At 59.0% G+C, this 25528-nt stretch carries 25 protein-coding genes; 13 read left to right on the forward strand and 12 right to left on the reverse strand.

The annotated features are described in order from the left end of the window. Window positions 1-954 carry a histone deacetylase family protein gene (locus FDM28_RS12015; RefSeq protein ID WP_138515421.1) on the reverse strand — a complete coding sequence of 318 codons (954 nt, stop codon included), beginning with the start codon at window positions 952-954 and terminating at the stop codon, window positions 1-3. A gap of 124 nt (window positions 955-1078) precedes the next feature. Here FDM28_RS12015 and FDM28_RS17670 point away from each other — a divergent pair, with 124 nt between their 5' ends. Next, the gene (locus FDM28_RS17670; protein WP_170211738.1) at window positions 1079-1240 is read left to right on the forward strand and encodes a hypothetical protein; all 162 of its coding nucleotides are present in this window, start codon (window positions 1079-1081) and stop codon (window positions 1238-1240) included. Window positions 1241-1340: 100 nt separating this feature from the next. Here FDM28_RS17670 and FDM28_RS12020 read toward each other — a convergent pair whose 3' ends face one another. Genes FDM28_RS12020 through FDM28_RS12030 form a run of 3 tightly spaced genes read right to left on the reverse strand, consistent with a single transcriptional unit; the run spans window position 1341 to window position 3791 of the window. Continuing rightward, window positions 1341-1754, reverse strand: a complete 414-nt coding sequence (locus tag FDM28_RS12020) for a VOC family protein (RefSeq protein ID WP_138515422.1) — start codon at window positions 1752-1754, stop codon at window positions 1341-1343. A 7-nt stretch (window positions 1755-1761) separates the two neighbouring features. Then, window positions 1762-3042: a methyltransferase gene (locus FDM28_RS12025; protein ID WP_138515423.1), complete on the reverse strand. Its 1281-nt coding sequence runs from the start codon at window positions 3040-3042 to the stop codon at window positions 1762-1764. Further along, complete coding sequence (locus tag FDM28_RS12030) at window positions 3039-3791, reverse strand: substrate-binding periplasmic protein (protein WP_138515424.1); 753 nt, start codon at window positions 3789-3791, stop codon at window positions 3039-3041. The genes FDM28_RS12025 and FDM28_RS12030 overlap by 4 nt, the downstream gene beginning before the upstream one ends. An 83-nt stretch (window positions 3792-3874) precedes the next feature. On the opposite strand from FDM28_RS12030, the gene FDM28_RS12035 reads away from it, so the two are divergent. The 4 genes from FDM28_RS12035 (at window position 3875) to FDM28_RS12050 (ending at window position 9351) form a co-directional block, all read left to right on the forward strand. After that, window positions 3875-6310, forward strand: coding sequence for a Tex family protein (locus FDM28_RS12035; RefSeq protein WP_138515425.1), 2436 nt, complete (start codon window positions 3875-3877; stop codon window positions 6308-6310). Window positions 6311-6387: 77 nt separating this feature from the next. Next, a complete protein-coding gene (locus FDM28_RS12040) occupies window positions 6388-7194 on the forward strand; it encodes an HDOD domain-containing protein (RefSeq protein ID WP_138515426.1) in 807 nt (268 codons plus the stop codon). 7 nt (window positions 7195-7201) lie between these two features. Continuing rightward, a complete protein-coding gene (locus FDM28_RS12045) occupies window positions 7202-8365 on the forward strand; it encodes a patatin-like phospholipase domain-containing protein (RefSeq protein ID WP_138515427.1) in 1164 nt (387 codons plus the stop codon). Beyond that, window positions 8362-9351, forward strand: a complete 990-nt coding sequence (locus FDM28_RS12050; protein WP_138515428.1) for an alpha/beta hydrolase — start codon at window positions 8362-8364, stop codon at window positions 9349-9351. Before FDM28_RS12045 ends, FDM28_RS12050 begins: the two co-directional genes overlap by 4 nt. Window positions 9352-9371: 20 nt before the next feature. On the opposite strand, the gene FDM28_RS12055 is transcribed toward FDM28_RS12050, so the two are convergent. Continuing rightward, window positions 9372-10508 (reverse strand): iron-containing alcohol dehydrogenase, encoded by a 1137-nt coding sequence (locus FDM28_RS12055; protein WP_138515429.1) that lies wholly within the window; start codon window positions 10506-10508, stop codon window positions 9372-9374. 65 nt (window positions 10509-10573) lie between these two features. Here FDM28_RS12055 and FDM28_RS12060 point away from each other — a divergent pair, with 65 nt between their 5' ends. Both FDM28_RS12060 and FDM28_RS12065 read left to right on the forward strand, forming a co-directional pair. Further along, complete coding sequence (locus tag FDM28_RS12060) at window positions 10574-11569, forward strand: alpha/beta hydrolase (protein WP_138515430.1); 996 nt, start codon at window positions 10574-10576, stop codon at window positions 11567-11569. A 13-nt stretch (window positions 11570-11582) separates the two neighbouring features. Then, window positions 11583-12029 (forward strand): GNAT family N-acetyltransferase, encoded by a 447-nt coding sequence (locus FDM28_RS12065; protein WP_240791992.1) that lies wholly within the window; start codon window positions 11583-11585, stop codon window positions 12027-12029. Window positions 12030-12070: 41 nt separating this feature from the next. Here the strand turns inward: FDM28_RS12065 and FDM28_RS12070 are convergent, their stop codons facing one another. Next, entirely contained in the window at window positions 12071-12700 is a 630-nt protein-coding gene (locus FDM28_RS12070) for a protein phosphatase CheZ (RefSeq protein ID WP_138515432.1), read from the reverse strand. 104 nt (window positions 12701-12804) lie between these two features. Then, window positions 12805-13734 carry a CAF17-like 4Fe-4S cluster assembly/insertion protein YgfZ gene (ygfZ, locus tag FDM28_RS12075; RefSeq protein ID WP_138515433.1) on the reverse strand — a complete coding sequence of 310 codons (930 nt, stop codon included), beginning with the start codon at window positions 13732-13734 and terminating at the stop codon, window positions 12805-12807. Between the two features lie 46 nt (window positions 13735-13780). Between ygfZ and mltG the strand changes: the two genes are divergently transcribed. The 6 genes from mltG to FDM28_RS12105 all read left to right on the forward strand — a co-directional run bounded on the left by mltG (window position 13781) and on the right by FDM28_RS12105 (window position 18309). Beyond that, the gene (gene mltG / locus FDM28_RS12080) at window positions 13781-14761 is read left to right on the forward strand and encodes an endolytic transglycosylase MltG (protein WP_338110192.1); all 981 of its coding nucleotides are present in this window, start codon (window positions 13781-13783) and stop codon (window positions 14759-14761) included. Window positions 14762-14771: 10 nt separating this feature from the next. Then, window positions 14772-15422: a dTMP kinase gene (tmk, locus tag FDM28_RS12085; RefSeq protein WP_138515435.1), complete on the forward strand. Its 651-nt coding sequence runs from the start codon at window positions 14772-14774 to the stop codon at window positions 15420-15422. Further along, window positions 15419-16441 (forward strand): DNA polymerase III subunit delta', encoded by a 1023-nt coding sequence (locus FDM28_RS12090; RefSeq protein WP_138515436.1) that lies wholly within the window; start codon window positions 15419-15421, stop codon window positions 16439-16441. Before tmk ends, FDM28_RS12090 begins: the two co-directional genes overlap by 4 nt. Continuing rightward, on the forward strand, window positions 16438-16800 hold the full coding sequence (locus FDM28_RS12095) for a PilZ domain-containing protein (protein WP_138515437.1): 363 nt from the start codon (window positions 16438-16440) through the stop codon (window positions 16798-16800). Before FDM28_RS12090 ends, FDM28_RS12095 begins: the two co-directional genes overlap by 4 nt. Before the next feature lie 61 nt (window positions 16801-16861). Next, window positions 16862-17647 carry a TatD family hydrolase gene (locus FDM28_RS12100; RefSeq protein WP_138515438.1) on the forward strand — a complete coding sequence of 262 codons (786 nt, stop codon included), beginning with the start codon at window positions 16862-16864 and terminating at the stop codon, window positions 17645-17647. A gap of 2 nt (window positions 17648-17649) precedes the next feature. Then, complete coding sequence (locus tag FDM28_RS12105; RefSeq protein ID WP_138515439.1) at window positions 17650-18309, forward strand: ankyrin repeat domain-containing protein; 660 nt, start codon at window positions 17650-17652, stop codon at window positions 18307-18309. 99 nt (window positions 18310-18408) lie between these two features. Here FDM28_RS12105 and FDM28_RS12110 read toward each other — a convergent pair whose 3' ends face one another. The 5 genes from FDM28_RS12110 to guaA form a co-directional block, all read right to left on the reverse strand. Further along, window positions 18409-19326: an adenylate/guanylate cyclase domain-containing protein gene (locus FDM28_RS12110; protein WP_138515440.1), complete on the reverse strand. Its 918-nt coding sequence runs from the start codon at window positions 19324-19326 to the stop codon at window positions 18409-18411. A 603-nt stretch (window positions 19327-19929) separates the two neighbouring features. Next, window positions 19930-20856 carry an LD-carboxypeptidase gene (locus FDM28_RS12115; protein ID WP_138515441.1) on the reverse strand — a complete coding sequence of 309 codons (927 nt, stop codon included), beginning with the start codon at window positions 20854-20856 and terminating at the stop codon, window positions 19930-19932. Further along, window positions 20849-22054, reverse strand: coding sequence for a tRNA adenosine(34) deaminase TadA (tadA, locus tag FDM28_RS12120; RefSeq protein WP_138515442.1), 1206 nt, complete (start codon window positions 22052-22054; stop codon window positions 20849-20851). Before tadA ends, FDM28_RS12115 begins: the two co-directional genes overlap by 8 nt. Further along, complete coding sequence (locus tag FDM28_RS12125) at window positions 22032-23819, reverse strand: putative bifunctional diguanylate cyclase/phosphodiesterase (RefSeq protein WP_138515443.1); 1788 nt, start codon at window positions 23817-23819, stop codon at window positions 22032-22034. The genes tadA and FDM28_RS12125 overlap by 23 nt, the downstream gene beginning before the upstream one ends. Before the next feature lie 54 nt (window positions 23820-23873). After that, on the reverse strand, window positions 23874-25520 hold the full coding sequence (gene guaA / locus FDM28_RS12130) for a glutamine-hydrolyzing GMP synthase (RefSeq protein ID WP_138515444.1): 1647 nt from the start codon (window positions 25518-25520) through the stop codon (window positions 23874-23876). Window positions 25521-25528 lie beyond the last annotated feature (8 nt).

The raw sequence follows: 25528 nt of genomic DNA on the forward strand, positions 1-25528 counted from the left end.
TCAAGCTGCCTGCAGCGCCCCGGCCCAGCGGGCGCGATAACTGGCGGCCACCCAGTAAGTAGTGAGCTGCACCCCCACCGTGTCGGCCAGATTCACCCCGTAACCCCCGCCCATGGTGATCACTGCCGGAATCCGGCGCTGCCAGCACCAGTCCAGCACCCGGCGATCGCGGGCTTCCAGCCCGTCGGCAGTCAGCTTGAGTCGCCCCAGACGGTCGCCCTCATGCGGGTCGGCACCGGCCAGAAAGAACACCAGTCCGGGCTGAAAGCGGCCTTCCAACTCCTGCAAAGCGTGCTCCAGCGTGCTGAGGTACTCAGTATCGGCGCAGCCATCGGGCAGGGGAATATCAAGGTCGCTGTCTTCCTTGCGAAAGGGAAAGTTCTTGTCACCATGCATCGACAGGGTGAACACCGAATCATCTTTTTGGAAGATGCTGGCCGTGCCATTGCCTTGGTGCACGTCCAAGTCAATCACCGCTACCTGCAACGGCTGCCGGCGGCTACCGTCAGGGTGACGGCTGCGGCCCCACTCCGCCTGCAACACGCGGGCCGCCACGGCCAAATCATTGAACACACAAAAGCCGCCACCCTTGTGGGCATAGGCGTGGTGCGTGCCGCCGGCAAGGTTGGCCGCCAAGCCCTCAATCATTGCCACACGTGCCGCAGCCACGGTAGCACCCACCGAGCGCAGGGCACGCTCTGCCATGGAGGGGCTCCACGGAAAGCCGATTTCGCGCAGCACCGCAGGCTCGGCGGTGCCCTGGAGGATGGAGTCGATATAAGCCGGCGTATGCACCAGCGCCAGCTCGCCCTCGGTGGCTGCGGGCGCTTCTATGAGTTGTATGGAGGGCAGTTCGGCGGCAATCCGGTCCCGCAGCATGCGGTACTTGGCCATGGGGAAGCGGTGGCCCTCGGGCAAGGGCAAAACGAACTGGTCGGAGTAAAAGGCCTGCATGCGGAGATTGTGGCAAACCATGCCAATCCAGGGGCGTTGGGGGCCTTCCGACACGCGCTTGGAAATAGCGCCTGAAAAAATGAGAAAATACGGGTTTTCACACCAACCTCAACAGGATCGCCACATGGGCAACAAAATCTTTACCGAAGCCGACCGCAAAGCCACTCCCGCACCGAAGCCTCTGCCTGGCTACACCCTGCCTACCGCTGGCCGTGGTCAGCGCGTGAGCTTGGAGCGTGGTGTTGCTACACGTAGCAAGAAGAACCCCGGCAAGCGTCACCGCTAAGCCCTGCACTGTCCGGCAGCCGCAGCTTGCCGGGTGCAAAAGCAAAAAGGCCCTCGTTTGAGGGCCTTTTGCATTTCCGGGCAAATTTAAGCTCAGCGCCTCAGGCCGCGTACACAGCTTCCCACGACGCAAAGCCTTTGACTTCAATGGGATTGCCGCTGGGGTCGCGGAAAAACATGGTGGCCTGCTCGCCGGGCTGTCCGGCAAAGCGAATCTGGGGCTCCAGCACAAAAGCCACGCCATGTTGCTGGAGGCGCTCGGCCAAGGCATTCCAGTCGTCCATCAACAAAATCACACCCAAATGCGGCATGGGCACCATGTGTGCGCCGACCTTGCCGGTGTTGGTGGTCTGAAAAGGCTCGCCCAAATGCAGCGAAATCTGGTGGCTGAAAAAATCAAAGTCCACCCAAGTGTCCGTGCTGCGGCCCTCGCGGCAACCAAGCACGCCGCCATAAAAAGCCCGGGCTTCATCCAGGTCGCGGACGTGGTATGCCAAGTGAAACAGTGCGCGCATAGGGTCCTTAATGCAAAGTAGCTGGGGCGGCTCCCAGCCGCCAGAGGGTGGTGATTTCGCGGCTGCGGGCACGGTGCAGGGCATCCGTCGCATCCAGTGCCTTGGCATGCTGGGGGTGGGCATCGCTGCGCCCCAACACCACCAGACCGGCTGCGGCAATCGCACCGCCCAGCATGTGGGTGCTGCGCAGGCCCAGCCGCTCCGCCAAATCTGAAATGATGAGCCAGCCCTCGCCACCCGGTGCGAGGTGGGCCGAAAGCCCGGCGAGAAACGCCAGCAGCATGCGGCTGTTTTCGTCGTACACCGCAAATTCCACGGGCGCACTCGGGCGGGCCGGCAGCCAGGGCGGGTTGCACACCACCAGGTTGGCCCGGCCGGCGGGAAACATGTCGGTTTGCTGCAAATCGATGCCCTCGGCCACACCCAGGCGGGCAAAATTTTCTGTGGCGCAGGCCATGGCCCGGGCATCCTGGTCGGTGGCCACAATCTGCATAGTCTGGCGGCGTGCCAACACCGCAGACAACACACCGGAGCCGGTGCCAATGTCGAAGGCGACATAAGGCACTCCGTCCGCCAAGGCTTGCGCGGCCTGGGCCGGCAGGGGGGCTTCGGCCACCAGGTCCACATACTCCCCACGCACCGGCGAGAACACCCCGTAGTGCGGGTGAATGCGGTTGGCCGGGCCTTCGCCCAGGGCGCGGATTTCCACGCCGTTTTTGCGCCATTCGCTGGCGCTGCGCATGCCCAGCAGATCGCGCAGCGAGGCCACGCTGGCCGGCTCGTCGGCAGCGGCAATGCCCCAAGCTTGGGTACACGCCAACTTGGCATCGGGCGCGCGCCGCAGCGGAATGGCGTAGTCCGCATCAAACGGCAGCAGCACCATGGCCAGAATGCGGGCGCGCTGGGCCTGGGCCTGCCGGTGCAAGTGGAAGACCTGCGGGTTCATCGCGCCATCGGCCGCGCCAGCCGGGGGCTGGACGGGCGCCTTGGCCTGAGCCGTACCCCGGCTTTTGCGACGGGGCGGGGTGTCTATGCGCCGCTGCAGGGCTTGCAGCAGCTGGCGCGCGTTCTGAAAATCGCCGCGCCAGAGCAAGGCGGTGCCGCCGCAGGCCAGTTGGTAGGCGGCATCGGCGGTCATGGTGTCATCGGCCAGCACGACCTTGGCGGGCGCGGCGGCTCCACGCTCAGAGCGCCAGAGTGCGGAGCAGGCCACGCCGTTTTCCATCCAGTGGAGCAGGGGGCGGGCAGGAATGGAGGGGAGGGCAGAGGATTCGGGGATCGGCTTCATTGCAAATTGGCGTACTTTTTCAGGATGGCGTCGTACACGCCGTTCGCCTGGATGGTTTTCAAGCCGGAATTGAACTGGTCGCGCAGGGTCGCGTCTTTGAACACGGCCTTGCGCGGGCTGGGCGGAAACACCGCGTGGATGGCGACCGGTTTGCTCGCATCCACCTGGTGGTCCAGCAGGCCGGTGAGGTAGTGCAGGATGCGGCGGTCGCCCACAATCACATCCACCCGCTCGCTGAAGAGCAGGTTGTTTTGGATGATTTGCTGCGGGTATTCCTTGTAATTGGGATGACTGCCAGCCATGGCTTTGAAGCGCTCTCCCAAAATGACACTGGCATTTTGAAACGCAGCGACCGAGTAGTTCCCCAAGTCTTCAATGCGCCTGATCGGCAATTTGCGGTGGGCCAAGGACATGGCCACGTTCTGGTAAGTGACGTAGGGCTCTGAAAAATACCCGTTGCCGCCTATGCCTTCATCCACGCTGAGCAGCACATCCAGCTGCCCGGCGCGCTGCAGCATGATGCCCCGCGCAGGCGGCAATTGCTGCGGCAGCATGGTGTGGCCTGCCACGGCGAGCGCCTGCTGGACGATTTCGACCTCCAGGCCCGCTTTGCCGGCTTCCATGACATAGGGCGGCTTGTTCAGCCCCATGCCCACCGACACGGTTTCTGCCATCACAGCGCCGCCCATGAGCAGCACGGCAGCACACAGCCACCGACTCACATGCAACAAAAATGGAAGCCTCTTCATGGCCTCAGTGTAAGGGGCTGCCGTGTGGCACACTCCCGCCCTTGATCGATTGACCCACTCAGGTTTTCACCCGAAATTTCGTAATGCAGAAAATCATCGCGCAAATTGCGCAAGAAATCCGTGTACGCCCCCAGCAGGTCGAGGCCGCCGTGGCCTTGTTGGATGGCGGCGCCACTGTGCCCTTCATCGCCCGCTACCGCAAGGAAGTGACCGATGGTCTGGACGATATCCAGCTGCGCGAGCTGGAAGCCCGCTTGGGCTACCTGCGTGAGCTGCGCGACCGCAAAGAGGCCGTGGTCAAAAGCATTGAAGAGCAGGGCAAGCTCACGCCCGCGCTCTTGGCCGCCATTGATGCCGCAGCCACCAAGCAAGAGGTGGAGGACATCTACCTGCCCTTCAAGCCCAAGCGCCGCACCAAGGGCATGATCGCCCGCGAAGCCGGCATCGAGCCGCTGGCGGACAAGCTGTATGCCAACCCGCAGCTGGTGCCCATGGACGAGGCACAGGCCTTTGTGCTCAAAGAAAAAACGGAGGCCGGCGACGACTTCACCACCGTGCTGGCGGTGCTGGACGGTGTGCGCGACATCTTGAGCGAGCGCTGGGCCGAAGATCCGGTGCTGGTGCAAGACCTGCGCGAGTGGCTGTGGCAGGAAGGCCTGTTCCGCTCCAAGCTCATGGATGGCAAGGACGAGAACAACGCCGATGTCGCCAAGTTCCGCGACTATTTTGACTACGACGAGCCCATTGGCCGCGTGCCCAGCCACCGCGCGCTAGCGGTGTTCCGCGGCCGCTCGCTGGACATTCTGGATGCCAAGCTGGTGCTGCCGGAACCTATGCAAAATGCGGCTGCAGCGCCCGCAGCATCTGCGCAAGCAGCTCCTAATTCCGTAGCAAAACGACCTGCAGCGGTGGTGTCCTTGGCTGAGGGCCGCCTGGCGCTCAAGCTGGGCTGGAGCCACCAAGGCCGTCCCGGCGACGATTTGATCCGCAAGTGCGTGGCCTGGACTTGGAAGGTCAAGCTCAGCCTCTCCACTGAGCGCGATCTGTTCGCCCGCCTGCGGGAAGACGCCGAGAAGGTGGCCATCAAGGTGTTTGCCGACAACCTGCGCGACCTGCTGCTGGCAGCCCCCGCCGGCCCCCGTGTGGTCATGGGCCTGGACCCCGGCATCCGCACCGGTGTGAAAGTGGCGGTGGTCGATGCCACCGGCAAGCTGGTGGACACCGCCACCGTCTTCCCCCACGAGCCCCGCAAGGACTGGGAGGGCTCGCTGCACACCTTGGGCAAGCTGTGCGCCAAACACAGCGTGAACCTGATTGCCATCGGCAACGGTACCGCCAGCCGCGAGACCGACAAGCTGGCGGCGGACCTGATCAAGCTGCTGGCCAAGATGGCCGACCAGGCTGGCGCACCAGAGATCAAGGTGGACAAAGTGGTGGTGAGCGAGGCGGGCGCCTCGGTGTACTCCGCCAGCGAATACGCCAGCCAAGAAATGCCCGATGTGGACGTGAGCCTGCGTGGTGCGGCCTCGATTGCCCGCCGCCTGCAAGACCCGCTGGCCGAGCTGGTGAAGATCGACCCCAAGAGCATCGGTGTAGGCCAGTACCAACACGATGTGAACCAGAGCGAACTCGCCAAAACCCTGGACGCGGTGGTGGAAGACTGCGTGAACTCGGTGGGCGTGGACCTGAACACCGCCTCGGTGCCGCTGCTCAGCCGTGTCTCCGGTCTGTCGGGCACTGTGGCCAAGGCGGTGGTGCGCTGGCGTGAGTCCAACGGCGCCTTTGGCAGCCGCCAGGATTTGATGAAGGTGACCGGCCTGGGCGCCAAAACCTTTGAGCAGAGCGCAGGCTTTTTGCGCATCCGTGGTGGCAGCAACCCGCTGGACATGACGGGCGTGCACCCCGAGACCTACCCCGTGGTCGAGAAAATCATGCTGCAGACCGGCAAGCCGGTGGCCGAGATCATGGGCCGCGCCGACATGCTCAAGACCCTGCGCCCCGAGCTGTTTGCCAACGAGCAATTCGGCGTGATCACCGTCAAAGACATCTTCACCGAACTCGAAAAACCCGGGCGCGACCCGCGCCCGGACTTCAAGGTGGCCCGCTTCAACGACGGCGTGGAAGACATTGCCGACCTCAAGGAAGGCATGATTCTGGAGGGCACCGTGAGCAACGTGGCCCAGTTCGGCGCCTTCATCGACCTGGGCGTGCACCAGGACGGCCTGGTGCATGTGAGCCAGCTGGCGCACAAGTTTGTGAACGATGCCCGTGAGGTCGTGAAGACCGGCGACATCGTCAAAGTGCAGGTGGTAGAAGTGGATGTGGCCCGCAAGCGCATCGGCCTTACTATGAAAATAGGAGCAGCTCCCGCAGGCGCCAAGGGCGCTGGGGGCCAAAGAGCCGGTGATAACCGCTATCAGGGCCCGGCCCGTGGCGAGCGCCAGGTCGGCCGCTACCAAGACAGCGCACCGGCAGCGGGCAACGCCATGGCCGCGGCATTTGCCAAGCTCAAGCGCTAGCCGTTTGCGAGCACACCGCGGCCTCTGCACGCCATAATCGGGCTCATAACCGTTTGTAGCTTGCGGAAGGCACTTTCATGAATCTCAGTGCATTGCTGGAGCAGCAATTTCACCTGCCCAGCATTCCCAAAGTGGTGGCACTGCTGCTCAGCGAACTGGAGCGCCCCGAGGTGGACCTGCACAAGGTCACCCGCCTGATCAGCACCGACCCGGCGCTCACCACCCGACTGCTGCAGCTGGCCAACTCCAGCTTTTTCCAGCAGTCCGGCAAGATCAGCACCGTGTCGGAGGCGCTGGCCTTGCTGGATTTGAGCCATGTGCTTTCCATGGCACAAGCGGCAGCCGCCGCGGCCTCGCCCAAGGCGGTGCCGGGTATCCAGCTCACGCAGTTCTGGGCCTACAGCCTCAATGTGGCCAAGCTTTCCCGCTCGCTGGCCACCCTGGTGCGGCTCAATCCGCAAGCCGCTTTTGCCACCGGCCTGATTCACGCGGTGGGCGAGCTGGCCATGCACCTGGCCATGCCTGATGTGAGCGCCATGCTGGACAAGGAAATTGCCCCCCTGGCCCTGAACCGCGCGTTTGTAGAGCGTAGTGTGCTGGGCTATTGCTACGCCAGCGTGGGCGCAGGCTATGCGCGCATGTGGCAGTTTCCCAAGGCCATGGTGGACGCGATCGAGCACCAGTACGCCCCGTTTGAAAACCATGTCTACGAGCCCCTGGCCGGCGTGATCCACCTGGCCTCCTGGCGCGCCCGCGCCAAAGAGGCCCACCTCACCGACAAGGGCTTGGCCGTGACTTACCCTGACTCGGTGGGCGTGGCCTTGGGCCTGAATATCGACATGGTGCTGCAACAAGACCCGTTCGATTGGGCGGCACATACCTGAATTTCCCATGCAAGCTCTTCGTATTTATGCGGGCCCGGCGGCCCGCGCTTCTTTGGCCCGCCACGGGCTGCAACCGCAGCACATTGCCACCATTCCCGGCGCAGCGGGTGGTCCCAAAGGTCTGATCCTCGGGCCCCTGGACCGGTTTTTGTTTGGCGAGTGGTTGCCGCGCTCCAGCCAAGCGGTGGACTTGGTGGGAGCGTCCATCGGCGCTTGGCGCATGGCCACGGCCTGCCTGAACAACCCGGTAGCCGCCTTTGAGCGCTTGGAGCACGACTACATCCACCAGCACTACGAGCTGCCGCCCGGCCAGAAGCGGGTGACGGCAGACCAGGTGAGCGAAACCTTTGGTCGCAGCCTGAAGGCGTTTTACGGCGGGCGCATTCCCGAAGTACTGCACCACCCGCGTTACCGGCTGCACATCGTCACCTCGCGCGGGCGCCACTTGCTGCACACGGAGCACGGGCTGCGCACGCCGCTGGGCTATCTGGGCGCTTTTTTGACCAACACGGTACGCCGCAAAGCCATGGGCGCGTGGCTGGAGCGGGTGGTGTTTTCCAGCACGGTGGCAGATGAGGGTAGGGCAGCGGCTTTGCCGTTTGCTACCGGTGACTACCGCACCCGCCAGGTGGCCTTGAGTGAAGGCAACTTCAACCCGGCCTTACAAGCCAGCTGCTCGATTCCCTTTGTGCTTCGCGCCATCCAAGACATTCCGGGTGCCCCCAAAGGCGCGTATTGGGACGGTGGCATCACCGATTACCACCTGCACCTGAATTACCCGGGGGCAAGTCATGCGCCAAACGCTATCAATTCAGGAGCTGCTTGCGCATATTCCATGAGCGCTAGCAGCCAAAATGATGCTCCAAGACTGGTGCTGTACCCGCACTTCCAAAAAAGCGTGGTGCCCGGCTGGCTGGACAAGGGCCTGAAGTGGCGACATCGCAGCAGCCCGTTTCTGGACACCATGGTGCTGCTGGCACCCAACCCCGAGTGGGTTAAAACTTTACCGAACAGCAAACTTCCGGACCGCACAGACTTTACGCACTACGGCAATGATCTGGATGCACGGGTCAAGGCGTGGACGAGCGCCACCCGTGCCAGCCAGCAGTTGGTGGACGAGTTCATCGCCTGGCTGGACAAGCCCGACATGAACTTGGTGCACCCGCTATGACAAACCTGCCGAATAAACAGCACTTTCTCCCACTTGCTTTTGCTGCGTTGCTCGGCACCCTGTTGCTGGCCACGGCGGTGCCTACGCAGGCCGGCCCGTTGCTGGACCGCATCAAGCAGCACATCCTGGAACGCCGCGATGCGGTGGGCGCCGAAGACGCGCTGGAGAACCCCGATGGCAGCGTGGTGAGCGACTCCAAACTGCGGGTGCTGCGCGACATTCCCTACGGCAATGACTCCAAGCAACGTATGGACGTGTACCTGCCCGAAGCGACCGGTGCCACCGCTGCACCGGTGATCTTCATGGTGCACGGCGGCGGCTGGCGCACTGGCGACAAGCGCCACAGCAATGTGGTGGACAACAAAGCCAACCGCTGGGTCGCCAAAGGCTTTGTGCTGGTGTCGGTGAACAACCGCCTGCTCCCCGAGGCCGACCCGCTGGACCAGGTGCGCGACGTGGCCCGCGCACTCGCCGCAGCCCAGGCCAAAGCCGCCGGCTGGGGCGCAGACCCCAAACAATTTGTGCTGATGGGCCACTCGGCCGGCGCCCACCTGGTGGGTTTGCTGTCGTCCTCCAGCCTCTACGGCCCGCAGGCCGGCGCGCTGCCGTGGCTGGGCTCGGTGCTCCTCGACAGTGCGGCGCTGGATGTAGCGCCCATCATGAAAGAGCGGCATTTCAAGCTCTACGACCCGGCGTTTGGCACCGACCCCGAGTTCTGGAAGGCCGCTTCCCCCTACCAGCAGCTGCACGCAGGTGCCAAGCCCATGCTGGCGGTGTGCTCTACACGGCGCGAAGAGTCGTGCGCGCAGGCTACCGCCTTTGGCACCCGCGCCCAAGGCCTGGGCGTGCGGGTGCAAACGCTGGGCCAGGACATGAGCCATAGCGAAATCAACAAAGACCTGGGCTTGCCCGGCAGCTACACCAGCGCCGTGGAGCAGTTCATGGGCAGCTTGAGCCCGGTGGTGGCCGGCGTGCTGGCGCGGTAACACCCGCTGCCTAGGCCCCCTTACAGCGACTGCAGCAGCATCTGCCGGTAGTCATCCGCGCTGGCCTGGCGCGGGTTGGTTTTGTGGCAGTGGTCGGCCAAAGCGCCGGTGATGATGCGGTCAAACAGGTCTTCCGTCACCCCCATGGCAGCCAGCCCGGTGGGCAGACCGAGGCGGGCATTCATGTCTTTAACCGCATCGCCCAGGTCGGAGGCAGATGCCAAGCCCATGGCGTGGGCCATGCGCTGCAGGCGCTTGTCTTTTTGCACCGATTCGGCCGCCGCGTTGAAGGCAATCACGGCAGGCAAAAACATGGCGTTCAACGTGCCGTGGTGCAGGCGCGGGTCGACTCCGCCCAAGCTGTGGCTCAGCGAGTGCACACAGCCCAGGCCTTTTTGAAACGCCATGGCGCCTTGCATGCTCGCGCTCATGAGCTGGGTGCGGGCCTCCACATCGCTGCCCTGTGCGGTGGCGCGCTCAATATAGGCCCAGGCGCGCTCCAAACCGTCCAGCGCAATACCGTCTGCCGGCGGGTTGAAAGCCGGGGCCATGAAGGTCTCCATGCAATGCGCCACTGCATCCATGCCGGTGGCCGCCGTCAAGCGGGGCGGCAGGCCCAGGGTCAGCTCGGGGTCGCAAATCGCGGTTTTAGGCACTAGGTGCCAGCTGTGGAAGCCGAGCTTGCGGTGGTCGTCCACGATGAGGATGGCGCCGCGCGCTACCTCACTGCCGGTGCCGCTGGTGGTGGGCACGGCAATCAGCGGCGCCACCCGGTCGGTAATGCGTGCCGAGCCGCCTTCAATGGTGGCGTAGTGGGTGAGGGGGCCTTCATGCGTGGCCGCAATCGCCACCCCTTTGGCGCAATCGATGGCCGAGCCGCCGCCCACGGCAATCAGCCCGTCACAGCCCTGTGCGCGGTACATGTCTGCGGCCGCACGCACCGCCGCCTCGGTGGGGTTGGAGGGCGTCTGGTCAAACACGGCCACCGGCATATCGCCCAGTGCATCCCGCGCCTTTTGCAAAATACCGGCCGCCTTGACGCCTGCATCGGTCACGATGAGCGGGCGGGTGATGCCGGTGCGCTCGCACTCGCTGCGCAGCAACCGGATGGCGCCGCATTCAAACTGAATCTGGGTGACGTAATAGATTAAAGCCATGGTGCCGCCGTGTAGGATGGAATGAATCGCCACTGTACTGTTTTTGCCTCCAACCCTTGTCCTCCATGAGTCACCACTTTGACCGCCACGCCAACCCGCGCAACCTGCTGACCCCCGCCACGCTCAAAGTCGTGGACAGCATTGCCCGCGCCGGCCACGTGCCCATGCACGCCATGAGCGCACAGCAAGCCAAAGCCGCTTACGCCGCGGCGGCCAATGTGCTGGAGCTGCCGGTGCAAAAGCTAGCGCGGGTGGAAGACTTCTCTATTCCTGCCCGCGACGGCTACGCGCTACCGGCCCGCCACTACGCCCCCAGCGACGCGACGCTGCCCGTGCTGCTCTACCTGCATGGCGGAGGTTTTACCGTAGGCAGCATTGCCACGCACGACGGGTTGTGCCGCCGCCTGGCGCACCTGGCCGGCTGCGCGGTGGTGTCGCTGGACTACCGGCTGGCGCCGGAATACCAATTCCCCACCGCCCATGAAGACAGCTGGGATGCCCTGCAATGGATTGCTGCGCACGGCAGCGCGCGGGGTTTGGACGGCACGCGCCTGGCCATCGGTGGCGACAGTGCCGGCGGTACCCTGTCTGCTGCCTGCGCGATTGAAGCCCGCGACCACGGCCTGCCGCTGGCGCTGCAACTCTTGTTTTACCCCGGCTGCACGGGGCACCAGAACACCCCCTCACACCAGCGTTTTGCCAAAGGCTTTGTGCTGGAGGAGCCCAATATCAGCTATTTTTTCGGGCACTACATCCGCACCCCGGCAGACCGGTACGATTGGCGCTTTGCCCCCTTGGATGGCCGCCGGCCCGATGGCTACGAGGCCGACTTGGCCGGTGTCGCCCCCGCCTGGATAGGCCTGGCCGAATGCGACCCGCTGGTGGACGAAGGCGTGGCCTATGCCGACCGGCTTCGCATGGCTGGCGTGCCGGTGGACCTGGAGATTTACCTGGGCGTGGTGCACGAGTTCATCAAAATGGGCCGGGCGCTGCCCGAAGCTGCCAAGGCCCATGCCGATGCAGCGCGCGCCTTGCACCAGGCCTTGCAACCCCATGTTTGAGGAGAAACACCCTATGACCCCTACGCAACTGCGCACCGTGGTGGGCCCCTGGCATGCGTTGGAGGCCGATATTGCCCCCCTGCGCCATGCCGTGTTTGTGGCGGAGCAGGGCATCAGCGCCCATTTGGTGTGTGATGCTGCGGACCTGACCGCCGTCCACGCCGTCACCTACAAGGCCCAGGGCCAAGCGGTAGCCAGCGGGCGCCTGCTGGTGGAAGCACCCGGCGTGGGCCGCATCGGCCGCATGGCCACCGCGCAGGCGGAGCGTGGCAAAGGTCTGGGGCGCCAGGTGCTGCACGCGCTCTTGGACGCGGCGCGCGAGCGCCACGACCATGAGGTCATGCTGCATGCCCAAAGCAGCGCGGTGGGGTTTTATCTGAAAGACGGATTCACGGCCCGGGGGCCTGCATTTATGGAGGCGGGCATTGCCCACCAGGAGATGATGCTGGCGCTTTCTTGAGCGCCGCAGACGAAGTGCGTGAAAGTTAGAGGCTCGCGGGCTTAGAAGCCCAAGGATGCCAGCAAGTCGTCCACATCGTCTTGCTTGAGGGCAGTGGCGTCGGTTTGCGGGCCTTCCAACACATGGGTATCTACCGAACTAGCAGTCTCGGTGGCCGCAGGTTTGGCCACGGGCTCTGGGGAGCTGTCGATCAACAGCTGTACCAACTGCATTTCGGTGCGGGTGATGATGTCGATCACCTTCTTAATGACCTGACCGGACAAATCCTGAAAGTCCTGCGCCATCATGATGTCGCTCAGCACTTCAGACTGTTTGCCCGCGAACTCGGCGGTGCCATGGGCAAATTTGCTGCAGGTAATCAGCATGCCGCGAGCCTTTTCGGGGCTCATGTCCGGGGCGTTGGCCAAGCGCTGCAGGGACTGGCCCAACTCATCACCGCGGCCGGCCAAATCGTCGCAAGCGGGTTTTGCCACTTCTACCAATGTCAACACTTTGTTGGCGGCGTCTTCGGTCATTTTTCCGACGTAAGCCAAGCGATCCCGGGCATTCGGGATCTCTTCAACGATGTTGTGGAGCTGGTTGTTACCGAGAACCGAAAGGGCCTCGTGCATCTCACGGGTGATGGAACCCAAGCGGGCGAAGGCTTCTTCTTTGGTAAGCGGTGTGGACATAAGCGAGCGGCATCCCTTTGGCACATGGTCTTTCGCTGCCTATTATGAGGGGCTATCGCGTCATCAGCACAACTCAATAACCAAATTCGGGTGACAAATTCCGGTCAAATGTCTTCCAGCAACGGATAGGGCAGGGGCAGCAAGTGCAAAGCTGTGCCAAAAACCAAAAGTAACGAATTTTGGGCGGCCAGTTGGAGCGAAACAATGGCGTCGAACCCGCCGGCAGGGCTGGGGGCCGCTTGCACCACGGTGCCAACCGCTTGCTCCGCGTCGTCCGCGCTGAAGATTTCCTGGCCGGCTTCCATGGCCAATTCACTATGCGCAATGAACGCCCGGCGTTTGAGCGTGCCACGGAACTGGCTGCGTGCCACGACCTCTTGCCCGGGATAGCACCCTTTTTTGAAGCTCACGCCGCCGATGGACTCGTAATTCAACATCTGGGGCACAAAAGCCTCAAACACCGGCGCGCTCACTGTAGCCACCCCGCTGATCACTTCACCCCAGCGCCATAGGTCGAGGCTGAGGGGCGCGCCTGCTGGCGTAGAGGCGTCTGCAGCGGTAATGCACAACTGGCGGGGCGTTGTGCTCGTCGAGTAGAGCTGCACTACGATTTCAGACTCACTTTCGGCCTTAGCCCACACAGGACTTGCGCCAGTAGCTATGTTTTTGGTAGCAGAACCTGACAGTCCCCAGATCGCAAAGGCGTCGGTCGCATCACTCAACTTGGCTTTGGCGCGCAACACGAACATCGACAGCCGCTTCAATGTGGCGGCCAGCAAGTCCCGGCTGCACAGCAAAAACACGTCGCCCTGGGCAGTCTTGTAGGCCACAAAACTGGCTTGCATGCGGCCCTTGGCATTGCAAAAGGCCGCCAGGCGCGCCTGGTCGGTACCCAGCAGCGCAAAGTCCTGGGTCAACTGGCCATGGATGAATTTGGCAGCGTCTTCACCCTGGATGCGGATCACGCCCCAGTGGCTCAGGCGGGTCACGCCATCGGGCAATGTGGCGTGGAGCGGAGAAGTCAAAGTAGTCATGGGCTGAATTATGATTGTCCGTTTCATCCGGACGGAGAGTAGGGCTGTGCGTTATCTGATTGCGGTCATTCTGGCGGTTGCCGCAGTCGTGGGGGCGGGCTTTGCATGGGTGCATACGCCCCTCACCATGGCCACCGCCACTGCGGACTTGAGCATTGAGCCCGGCACCGGGGTGCGCGAGGTGGCCCGGCTGGTCGCGGCATCCGGTGTGGAGGTGCAGCCGGATCTTCTGTATTGGTGGTTTCGCCTGTCCGGCAAGAGCCGACTGATCCGGGCGGGTAGCTACGAATTGGGCGCAGACACCACACCGCTCTCTTTGCTGCAAAAACTGGTGCGCGGGGACGAGGCGCTGCGCGCCGTCACGCTGGTGGAGGGCTGGACATTCCGGCAGGCGCGGCAAGCGATCTCCAAAGCCGATGGCTTGAAAAGTGAAGGCGCCAACCTGAGCGATGAAGCGCTGATGGCTGCCTTGGGCCGGCCGGGGCAGCATCCGGAGGGGCGATTCTTCCCCGATACCTACACTTATTCCAAAGGCTCTAGCGACCTGGCGGTATGGACGCGGGCCTTGCACGCCATGGACAAGCACTTGGATGCAGCGTGGAGTTTGCGCAACCCGGCTATTTCCTTGCAGTCCCCCGACCAGGCCTTGGTGCTGGCCAGCATTATTGAAAAAGAAACGGGGAAGACGGCGGACCAGCCCTTGATCTCGGCGGTGTTTCACAACCGGTTGTTGATCGGCATGCGACTGCAGACCGACCCGACGGTCATTTACGGTTTGGGGCCCCAGTTTGATGGCAATTTGAGGCGCATAGATCTGCAAACCGACACGCCTTACAACACCTACACCCGGGCAGGGCTGCCACCTTCGCCGATTTCTTTGCCCGGAAAATCCGCCTTGATGGCAGCGGTGAGGCCGCAGGCCTCCAAGGCGCTGTACTTTGTGGCACGCGGTGATGGCAGCAGCCAATTCAGCGCCACTCTGGACGAGCACAATAGAGCCGTCGACAAATACCAACGAGGGCGCTGAGCCGCTACCCATGCAAGGTCTTTTCATCAGTTTTGAAGGCATCGACGGCGCCGGCAAATCCACCCACATTGACGCCTTGTCCCGGGCATTTGAAGCCCAGGGGCGCCACGTTACCCTGACCCGTGAACCGGGCGGCACGCCGCTGGCCGAGCAGCTCCGGGAGATGGTGCTCCAAGCCCCCATGGATGCCATGACGGAGGCCTTGCTGGTGTTTGCCGCGCGCCGCGACCACGTACAGCAAGTGATCCGGCCGGCCCTGATGCGGGGGGATGTGGTGCTGTGCGACCGTTTTTCAGACGCCAGCTTTGCCTACCAAGGGGCAGGGCGCGGGTTCGACTGGCACATGCTGGAAACCTTGGAGGCTTGGGTGCAGGGCGGTGATGCGGCAGGTGCAGCTGCACAAACCTTGCTACAGCCCGACGTTACGATCTGGTTTGACCTGCCGCCTGCGGTTGCCGCGAGTCGATTGGCGGGGGCGCGGGTACCCGACAAGTTTGAATCGCAGCCGGAAGCTTTTTTTGCGCAAGTAGCTGGCGGCTACGCCAAACGCCAGCAGTCCGCGCCCGAGCGGTTTGCCCGCATCAACGCCAACCAAACGCCCGACGCCGTGCGCCACGAGGTGATGCAGGCGCTGCGTGACCGTGGCTGGTTAACCCCATGAGTACCGATGTGCAGGCCACCGCGCCCTGGATTGCGACCCAGACGCGTCAGCTCTTGACTCAGCGAGGCCATGCCTGGCTCTTGCAGGGGCCATCCGGGCTGGGGCAGTATGGCTTGGCGCTGTCGCTAGCGCGCGCCTGGTTATGCGAAAACCCGCATCCCGAGGGGGCCTGTGGTGTATGCGGTAGCTGCCACGCCATCGAGGTGCGCACCCATGCCGACTTGTGCGTCTTGATGCCGGAAACCACTATGCTGGAGCTGGGCTGGCCCCTGAGCGAGAAGGCCCAAGCCGACATTGACGACAAAAAGCGCAAAGCCAGCAAGGAAATCCGGGTAGAGGCCATGCGGGATGCCGTGGAATTTGCCCAACGCACCAGTGCGAGAGGGCGGGGCAAGGTGGTGCTGGTGTTTCCTGCCGAGGATATGAACACCATCACGGCCAACGCTTTGCTCAAGACACTGGAAGAGCCTGCCGGGGATGTGCGCTTTGTGCTGGCGACCGAGTCCGCCCATCAATTGCTGCCCACTATCCGCAGCCGCTGCATTGCCCACACCATGCTGTGGCCTGCGGCGGCCGAGGCGGCGGCGTGGCTGCAGGCGCAAGGCGTGGCGGCCGATTTGATTCCTGACCTGCTGCGACTATGCGGCGGGCGACCGGAGGATGCTTGGCGGCGGGTGCAAAGTGGCGCAAGCGCAGCAGAATGGGCCGGTTTCCCGAGAGCGATGGCGTCCGGGGATAACACCGCCTTGAAAGACTGGACGCCGCAAATGCTGATTGAAGGCGCCCAAAAGCTGTGCCACGACCTGATGGTGCAAGATGCGGGGGCAGAGCCGCGCTTCTTTGGTAAAGCATCCATCAAAGATATTCGCCCGACCCGCTTGGCACTGGCCCAGTGGAGCAAAAGCCTTGCGCAGGCCATGAAAACCATGGATCACCCCTTCAACGCGGGGCTCATGACCGAGTCGCTTGTTTCACAAGCCCAATCCGTCCTACACTCCGGCCACACCAGAACACCATGAGCAGCACCTCTACCCCTAGCGCCCGGCCTAGCGTCATCCAGCTGTCCATCAAAGAAAAGGCAGCCTTGTACGCCGCCTACATTCCCATGTTTACCGAAGGTGGCGTGTTTATCCCGACCACCCGCGAATACAACCTGGGAGATGATGTGTACGTGTTGCTGTCCCTGCCTGAGGATGTACAACGCTACCCGGTAGCCGGAAAGGTCGCGTGGGTAACCCCTGCCAAAGCCGCTGGTGGGCGAACCCAAGGCGTAGGCATTCTGTTCCCCAAGGACGAAAAATCCAGGCTGTTGCGGCTCAAAATCGAAGAGATCCTGGGTTCGCACATGGCGTCTGATCGCCCCACCCAAACCGTTTAGCGGTTTCCACCCTCTGACCGGGTTGCAGCCGCTCACCGCCGGCTTACGACCTGTCTCCCGCATGTTCACTGATTCACACTGCCACCTCACGTACCCGGACTTGGTCAACGATTGGCCTGCCATTGCGCAAGCTATGGAAGCGGCGCAGGTGCATCGCGCGCTATGTATTTGCACCACCCTGGAAGAGTTTGATACGGTGCATCAGTTTGCGCTATCGCAACCTCACATCTGGGCCAGCGCCGGCGTGCACCCGGACAACGACGACGTGCAAGAGCCATCACTCACCGAGCTGGTGCGTTTAGGCTCGCGCCCTAAAGTGGTCGCCATCGGGGAAACCGGGCTGGACTATTACCGATTGGGCGAGCGCTCGATTGCAGACATGGAGTGGCAGCGCGAGCGCTTTCGAACACATATCAGAGCCGCACGCCAACTGAAGAAGCCCTTGGTTATTCACACCCGGAGTGCATCTGAAGACACGCTTCGTTTGCTGCGCGAGGAAGGGGAGTTCGGCGATCCAGCGAGCGCAGGCGGGGTTTTCCATTGCTTTACTGAAGATGTGAACATCGCTCGGCAAGCGTTGGAGCTTGGTTTCTATATTTCCTTCTCCGGCATAGTCACCTTCAAGTCGGCCCAAAGTATCCGGGATGTGGTGAAGATAGTGCCGGACGATCGTTTGTTGATTGAGACAGACAGCCCTTATTTGGCACCCGTACCCTATCGCGGCAAGACGAACAATCCTGCGTATGTACCGTTTGTTGCCGCTGAAATCGCCAAAGTGCGTAATTGCACCGTGGAAGAGGTCGCTGCAATAACCGATCGCAACTTCACTCTTTTGTTCAAGGTGTAGCCATGTTGAAGCACATCAGGTTTCTGTTGCTGTGTTTGCTTGGGTGGACCCAAACGCTGGTGTTTGCAGGCTCTTACGATGATTTTTTTCTGGCCATCGACAAAGACAATGCGCCCTTGGTACAGGAGCTCCTGAACCGAGGTTTTGATCCCAACACAGTAAATCCACGCGGCGTACCTGGTCTGCTTTTAGCTATCCGTACACCGGCTCCAAAGGTTACGGAGACGCTGCTGGCACACCCTGACATCAAAGTGGAACAACGCAACCGGAACGACGAGAGCGCGCTCATGCTTGCGGCACTCGATGGCAATCTCGCGTTGTGCAAATTGCTTCTTGAAATGGATGCCGATGTCAACAAACCAGGCTGGACACCACTGCATTACGCAGCCACCAATAGCCATGTAGAGGTGATCCGTTTGCTTTTGGACAGCTATGCCTACATCGATGCAGCATCACCCAACGGATCTACACCCCTGATGATGGCCGCCATGTACGGAAACAGCTCCGCAGTAAAAACTCTACTGGAGGCGGGAGCAGACCCGACTTTGAAAAATGCGATTGGCCTCACCGCCATTGATTTCGCACAACAAGTGAAACGCACAGAATCCGCAGAGATCATCGCAGCGTTTGTTAGGGCACGCCGGCCTAAAGGCGCTTGGTGAGTTGGAGGCGTAGTTGCAGACTGGGTTGGATTTTTATGATTCACTCTACTTTATACGATGTATATTATGTAAAGTTAAATGCATAGGTGATAGAGCTCCTCACCTGACTTCAAACTGGATGCATGGAACGGTTTCATCCGCAAAAGATCCGCCCAGCGAGATACTGCCACTCCCGTGGAGCACACATTCATCCCTTCGAAGCAGCAAATCACCGCTGTGGTCGTCCGCGAACCGAACACCTGTTCCATAGGTGCTGAGATCGACCAAAATAATTCCACCATTTCGCCATTCCAGCTTTGCGTGAGTACGAGATACGCGCGGATCAGACACAACGAACTCAGCAGTTTTGACACGTCCAATATGCACCGGTAACTCGAAAGACTTAAAAGTCGATTGATTGGAGCCTGCCATAAGGCATATCTCTTTTCCCAAAGCATCTCTGAACGCTATGCCACCGTCTGGACCCAAGCCAGCTTGCATTGTTAAAAAATCAGAGGGCTCTTCTTCACGCCATTCGATCTGGAAAACATCACAAACCTCCTGGCGGCCGCGTATGTGAATAGGCCCTAAAGAACGCACACTGGGTCCGAACCGTTTGTCCATTGACTCGACCACAGAAGCACTGGCCCAAATTTGAGCTGGTCCGCACAGGTCGCATAGCCGGGCAGCAACGTTAACGGCATCACCATAACAGTCGCCTGCTAGTAATTCAATGTCACCGCAAGCCAAACCAATTCGTATTGGCAAACGAAGTTCCGGCGGGGTACTGGCAGAATGGATTTGGTAGGAGCGCTGTACATCGAGTACGAAATCAATAGCTTCAACGCTATCTGCAAATACAACCATGACGCCATCTCCCAATGTCTTTACAAGGCGTCCACGATGCGGAGCGCAGAGACCACTAATCCATGATGTGATCTGCGTAATTGCGGCGGTGGCACGTGCGTTACCAAGCGCACCGAAGACGGCCGTACTGCCATGTAAATCTGTAAAAACTACTGTCGAACGCACGCTCATATCAGCGACTACCTAGACTTCGTTGCAAGATCACTAAGGGCGACACATACGCTCATAGGTTCGATAGTCATTACATCGAACGACACGCTGGACCGAAAGTAGCTGATAGGCATCATGAAATTTTCACACACGAGGAATAGATTCGGGAGGCCTACGATTTGGCATCGACTAAAAAAGACCGAATAGGGACTGCCCTCTTGTCTCTTTGTTCCTAGTTGCTTATCGTACTGCGAGACTGATCATTAGACACACGCGTTGGAAAACAATGAGCCGAACAAAAAAAAATTTATCTACTCCTGAAATCTACATTTTTCGAAAAAAATCAAACACCTCACACCATCCAGGAAATTCGCGCAGCGATGCTGCATGAACTTGGAGAAGAAGCTGCCGATAATTTTCCACGCATTCATTTGCGAGTTTCTTATGCCCAAGATATTCAGGATCTCTGGCATTTGCGAAACGATGTTATGACAGCCATATCAGCCATGGACGGCGAGGCTGTAGCCCGCAGTAAGTTAAGTGAGATTAGTCAAATGTTTCGGGGACTCATACCGAATGCGTATTTAGTTCCCCGAACCCATCCAAAGGGTAATTAGATTAATTTCAATGCCCCCAAAATAGCATGACATCCTTCGAATGAACTGCTAGCTCGGCATACTTGCCGAACGGCAGTACAACCTTGGTCTGAACATGCCCGTATGGTAGGTTGGTGATGACAGGTACATTGGTTTTAGATCTTAACCATTCAACAACCACCTTCATTGAAAAGCCTCTGTCATGCGAATTTAATTTAAAGCTTGTAAATTGGCCCAAGACAATTGCGCGCTGATTTGATAGAACACCCGCATACAGTAATTGAGACAACATTCTCTCAACGCGATACGGATGCTCCCCCACATCCTCGAGGAACAAAATTCCATTGTTTATTGCTGGGAAATATGGCGTTCCTAGCAATCCACTTAAAACGCAAAGATTGCCGCCCCAGACAACAGCGTCGGTGGCCAAAGTTTGATCAGATTCAACATAATGAGCGTTCCGGTCTTGGCGCCAACCAGTACCCTCCCCTTGCCCTGATATCAAATCATAAAAACAGTCTTCCATAATGTCGTCTGGAAGACCGTCATTTTCAACACTGCCGAACCCCTCACATAGTGCCGGTCCAGCCCAGGTCACACTCTTACATTTGGCATAGATCGCAGCCTGAAATGCCGTGAAGTCACTGATACCTACAAATTTGGTGCCGTTTTCAATAGAGGCAGCGATTTTCTCGTAGGGCAATATATCCAATATTCGGGTGATACCGTAGCCGCCTCTTGAAATAAGCGCAACGTCGGCACCGCTGTCAGCAGCCCTGGAGAAGGCTTGCGCGCGTTGCTCATCATCCCCAGCAAAACGGGTAGATGACAACAGGGAACCCGTATCGACCTCTACGTTGTAACCCAATTGTGAAAGTCTCTTGATTCCTCTCTTGAAGGCATTTTTATCTCTAATAGCCCCTGATGGAGAGTATATATATATGTGTTCACCCATAATTCGGAAAATTTAAATTTTCAAATAAAGTATCAACAGAAGATTCTGACAACGCTAGAAAACGGCAGAAGCTGCCACCCTCAATCTCAGCAAGATACTTTAGTATTCCAGCATGCCCCTTATCGGGAAACGGTACCAAGAAGGCCTTGACATCATCAATTAACAAATCTTGAAGATATTTAGCACTCGCACGCGACCAGATTATAGGATCTAAAAAATACCCGCTCAATGGATTATTTTTATTAATTGATTTAGTTATAGAATTTTCCTGCAAGCCAGCAACAAAGATCTTATCAAATTTAATATTTGAAATAATTACTAGGTTTTCTATAATTTTTTCTGAAGCACCTAATGCAATAGACTGCACACGAGAAACCGCTAAGCTAGATAACAATTGATGTAATGCAGCCGCGTGACTCTGTGGACTGTGCCAGCTACTTCTTTTGGGTTTATCACTCAAACCACATCCGACCAAGTCAGGCATTACGACGCGATAGCCTCGCTTCGTTAAAAAAGGCAACAAGCGCTTGAACTGATAAGACCAAAAAGGAAAATCATGCAGACACAAAATCACCTTTGACTCGGGCGCTCCACCACTATCAATGTAATGAATTCGCCATCCTTCGGAGGTTACGAAATAGTGGCTATCCGTCAAAAATTCCTTGAACTCAGCGAAGTCTTTCTCATTGGACCGGACTGCATCTTCTCGTAGCCTGACTCGTGCGCGCGTCTTATCTCGGCGAATTTTCTGAAAAAATGACTGTAGCTGTGATCCACAGCTTTCTGCCAGAACACCAGCGGTCAAGGCCGTATGATGATTGAGTTGGCGAATGTCGAATAAATTAGTCACAGAGCCGGCGCTCCCCGTCTTGGGATCAGCAGCCCCGTACACCAACCTTGACAACCGGCTGTGGAACACTGCACCCGTGCACATGGGACACGGTTCCAACGTAACAAAGAGCTCTAAGCCGTCCAGGCGATGCGTTCCTACTATTTTTGCTGCCTCACGCAAAGCAACAATTTCCGCATGCGCAGTAGGATCACCCGTCTCCAGAGTTCTATTTCTGCCGACAGCAATAACCTCCCCGTCTTTCACGATCACCGCGCCGACCGGGACTTCATTTGCTAACTCAGCCTCTGCAGCTTGCTGAATTGCAAGCTGCATAAAGTACTCGTCAGGCGGATTGGATGCAGCCACGCTCGCGAAGCCAATCTTTCAGCAAAGGTGGAGTCATAGGTCTGGCATACAGATAGCCCTGCCCTTCATGGCAACCCAAATCCTTGAGTTTTTGGGCTTGCATCTCCGTCTCAATTCCTTCGGCGATCACTTTGAGATTCAAGTTTTTACCCAACTCAACCACCATCGAAGCAATATGCCCACCGAGCACATCAGAACTTAATTCATTTACAAACGCACGGTCAATTTTCAAGCGGTCGATGGGTAGTTGACGCAATTGACTGAGGGACGAATATCCAGTCCCGAAATCATCAATGGCAATAGAAATTCCCATTTCTCGGACCATATGCAGCGTTTCCAGCATAAAGTCCGCGTCCTCCATCGCAACGGATTCGGTAATTTCCAACTCCAAACACTCGGGCCGAATACGAGTATCCAAAAGCGCAGCACCGAGTTTTTCGAGAAACTCGGGATGCCTAAACTGAATTTGTGAAACATTGACAGACATACGCAGGCCCGCCAAGCCTAGCGACTGGAGGCGAACCAACTCGAAACAAGCCATCCGCAATACCCAATCACCGATCGCGATGATCATCCCAGACGCCTCAGCCAAAGGAATGAACTTATCCGGCGGAACAAAGGTACCGTCCTCGTTTTTCCAACGAATCAAGGCCTCCATGCCCACCACGTCTCCGGTAGACAAGTTGACCTGCGGTTGGTAAACGATAAACAACCGCTCGCTCTCCACCGCACTGCGCAAACTCTGAAGCAGCCGAACACGCTCACGAATATCCGAACCCATTTCTGCAGAGAAAACAACGAAACTTCCTCGTCGGCTTTTCTTGGCTCGTTTTAATGCGATGTTGGCGTCTTTTAGTGCATCACCGCCGCAAACTCCCCCGGCCGTTAACCGGGTAAGCCCCATCGTTGCGGTTACAACCATGGCATCGTCTTGAACCACGAAAGGCGAACGGAACAATGCCAGCACACGAAGCGGATCCACAATGTCAGTGGGCCCCATTAACCCAAATGTGTCGCTGCCGATTCTGGCAAGCACTGCATCGGGGCCTAGTTCATTTTTCAATCGCTCAGCGACCGCTTGCAAAAGCCTGTCGCCTTGTTGATGCCCTAACGCATCATTGATTTCAGAGAAGTCATCAATATCCAAAATGGCGACAACGTCCTCATGCAAAGCCGGATCATTTAGTCGCTCGTCACTGAGATCAATAAATTTATTGCGATTGGGCAAGCACGACAACCGGTCATAAAAGGCCATCTCATCCAACTTGCGAATCTGCTCGTAAGCCCGCAGAGCCGCCGTCACTGTTGCATAAAGCTTTGTGCGCGTTAACTCCGACTTGGTCTTGTAGTCGTTGATGTCGAAGTCGTGGATGGTTTCAATTTCCGGTGCATAACCGGGTTGCCCTGTGCGCAGAATAATGCGCAGCTCTGTCAGCTTCAACTCTTGCCGGATGGTGCGCACCAAGGCCAGACCTGCATCCTCCCTTTCCATCACGACATCCAGCAGAACGATAGCAACCTCCGACTCGCTGCGAAGCAAATCTGAGGCCTCCAACGCCGAATACGCATGAAGAAACTCTAGCGGCCTACCCAGTATGCGCACACCCGACAGTGCGAAGGTCGTGGCACGGTGAACGTCTGGTTCATCGTCAACAATCAAAAGACGCCACACGGGCTCTCTTTGCATGCCGACGATAGTTTCGTCATCCAGAAATTGGAGTGCATCTGCGTCTGTATGCGGGTCTAACAGATTGCCAGTATTCATAAGAACATTGTGCACTAAGCCACCGTTGAATCCAACGCAGATGCCGGCAGGCCGCTATTCCCACTCAATAGTTGCTGGCGGCTTGCTGCTCACATCGTAGGTAACCCGATTGATACCGCGAACCTCATTGATGATGCGTCCCGAGACGGTCTTCAGCAAGCTGTAGGGCAACTCGGCCCAATCCGCGGTCATGAAGTCGCTCGTTTGGACTGCGCGTAACGCCACCACGTAGTCATAGGTGCGTCCGTCACCCATGACGCCCACGCTTTTAACCGGCAAGAATACAGTGAAGGCCTGAGAAACGGCGTCATACCAAGTTTTGGGAGCAAGACGAGGGTTCGAGCCCAGGGTATTTCCGCCCGCGTAAGGCGCGTTACGAAGCTCTTCTATAAAAATAGCGTCGGCCCTGCGCAGCAAATCGGCGTACTCTTTTTTCACTTCACCGAGAATACGCACGCCCAACCCAGGTCCGGGGAAAGGATGGCGGTAAACCATATTTGCAGGCAAACCCAAGGCCACGCCCAGCTCGCGTACCTCATCTTTAAAAAGTTCGCGCAAGGGCTCCAGCAACTTCAAGCCCAGCTGCTCCGGCAAACCGCCCACGTTGTGATGGCTCTTGATCGTCACCGCCTTTTTCGACTTAGCGCCGCCGGACTCGATCACGTCAGGGTAAATCGTCCCCTGCGCCAGCCACTTGGCCCCCTTCTTGGAAGCACCGGAGGCTTTGAGTTTGGCAGCTTCTGCCTTGAACACCTCCACAAACTCTCGACCGATAATTTTGCGCTTGGCCTCGGGCTCCGTCACACCTGCCAGATGCCCCAAGAACTGGGCAGAGGCGTCGACCCGAATGACTTTGGCATGGAGCTTGTCCACGAACATCTCCATCACCATGTCGCCTTCATTCAAGCGAAGCAGGCCATGGTCCACAAACACGCAAGTCAGCTGATCCCCTATCGCCCGGTGGATCAGTGCCGCAGCAACCGATGAGTCCACACCACCGGAAAGACCCAAAATGACTTCCTCATCACCCACTTGGGCGCGAATGCGCTCTACGGCTTCAGCAATGTAGTCCCCCATGATCCAGTCTGCCCGCGTACCGCATATGCCCAGCACAAAGCGCTCTAGCATGGCTTGGCCTTGGACGGTGTGGGTCACCTCAGGGTGGAACTGCACCGCATAAAACTTACGTGACTCGTCAGCCATACCGGCAATCGGGCATGCCGCATTGCTGGCCATCAGCGTGAAACCTGGAGGCAGTTCGGTGACTTTGTCGCCGTGGCTCATCCAGACGTCCAACAAGCCATGCCCGTCGTCATTCACAGCATCCTGAATGCCATTCAACAATTCGGTATGACCATGTGCACGAATCTGGGCGAATCCAAATTCACGTGTATGCCCGGCCTCCACCTTGCCGCCCAATTGCTGCGCCATGGTTTGCATGCCATAGCAAATACCTAGCACCGGAATACCCAATTCAAAGACAGATTGCGGCGCTTTGTCGGTAGCCTCTTCGTACACGCTGGCGTGACTACCGGACAGGATGACGCCTTTGAGCTGCCCATCGGCCGCATAGTTGCGAATCCACTCGTCGCTGACGTCGCAAGGATGTACTTCGCAAAACACGTGTGCTTCGCGCACACGGCGTGCAATCAACTGGGTGACTTGAGAACCGAAGTCGAGAATGAGAATTTTCTGGTGCATGGGCCTGG

Source organism: Rhodoferax bucti (genome assembly GCF_005876985.1).
GTDB classification, from domain to species: Bacteria; Pseudomonadota; Gammaproteobacteria; order Burkholderiales; family Burkholderiaceae_C; genus Allorhodoferax; species Allorhodoferax bucti.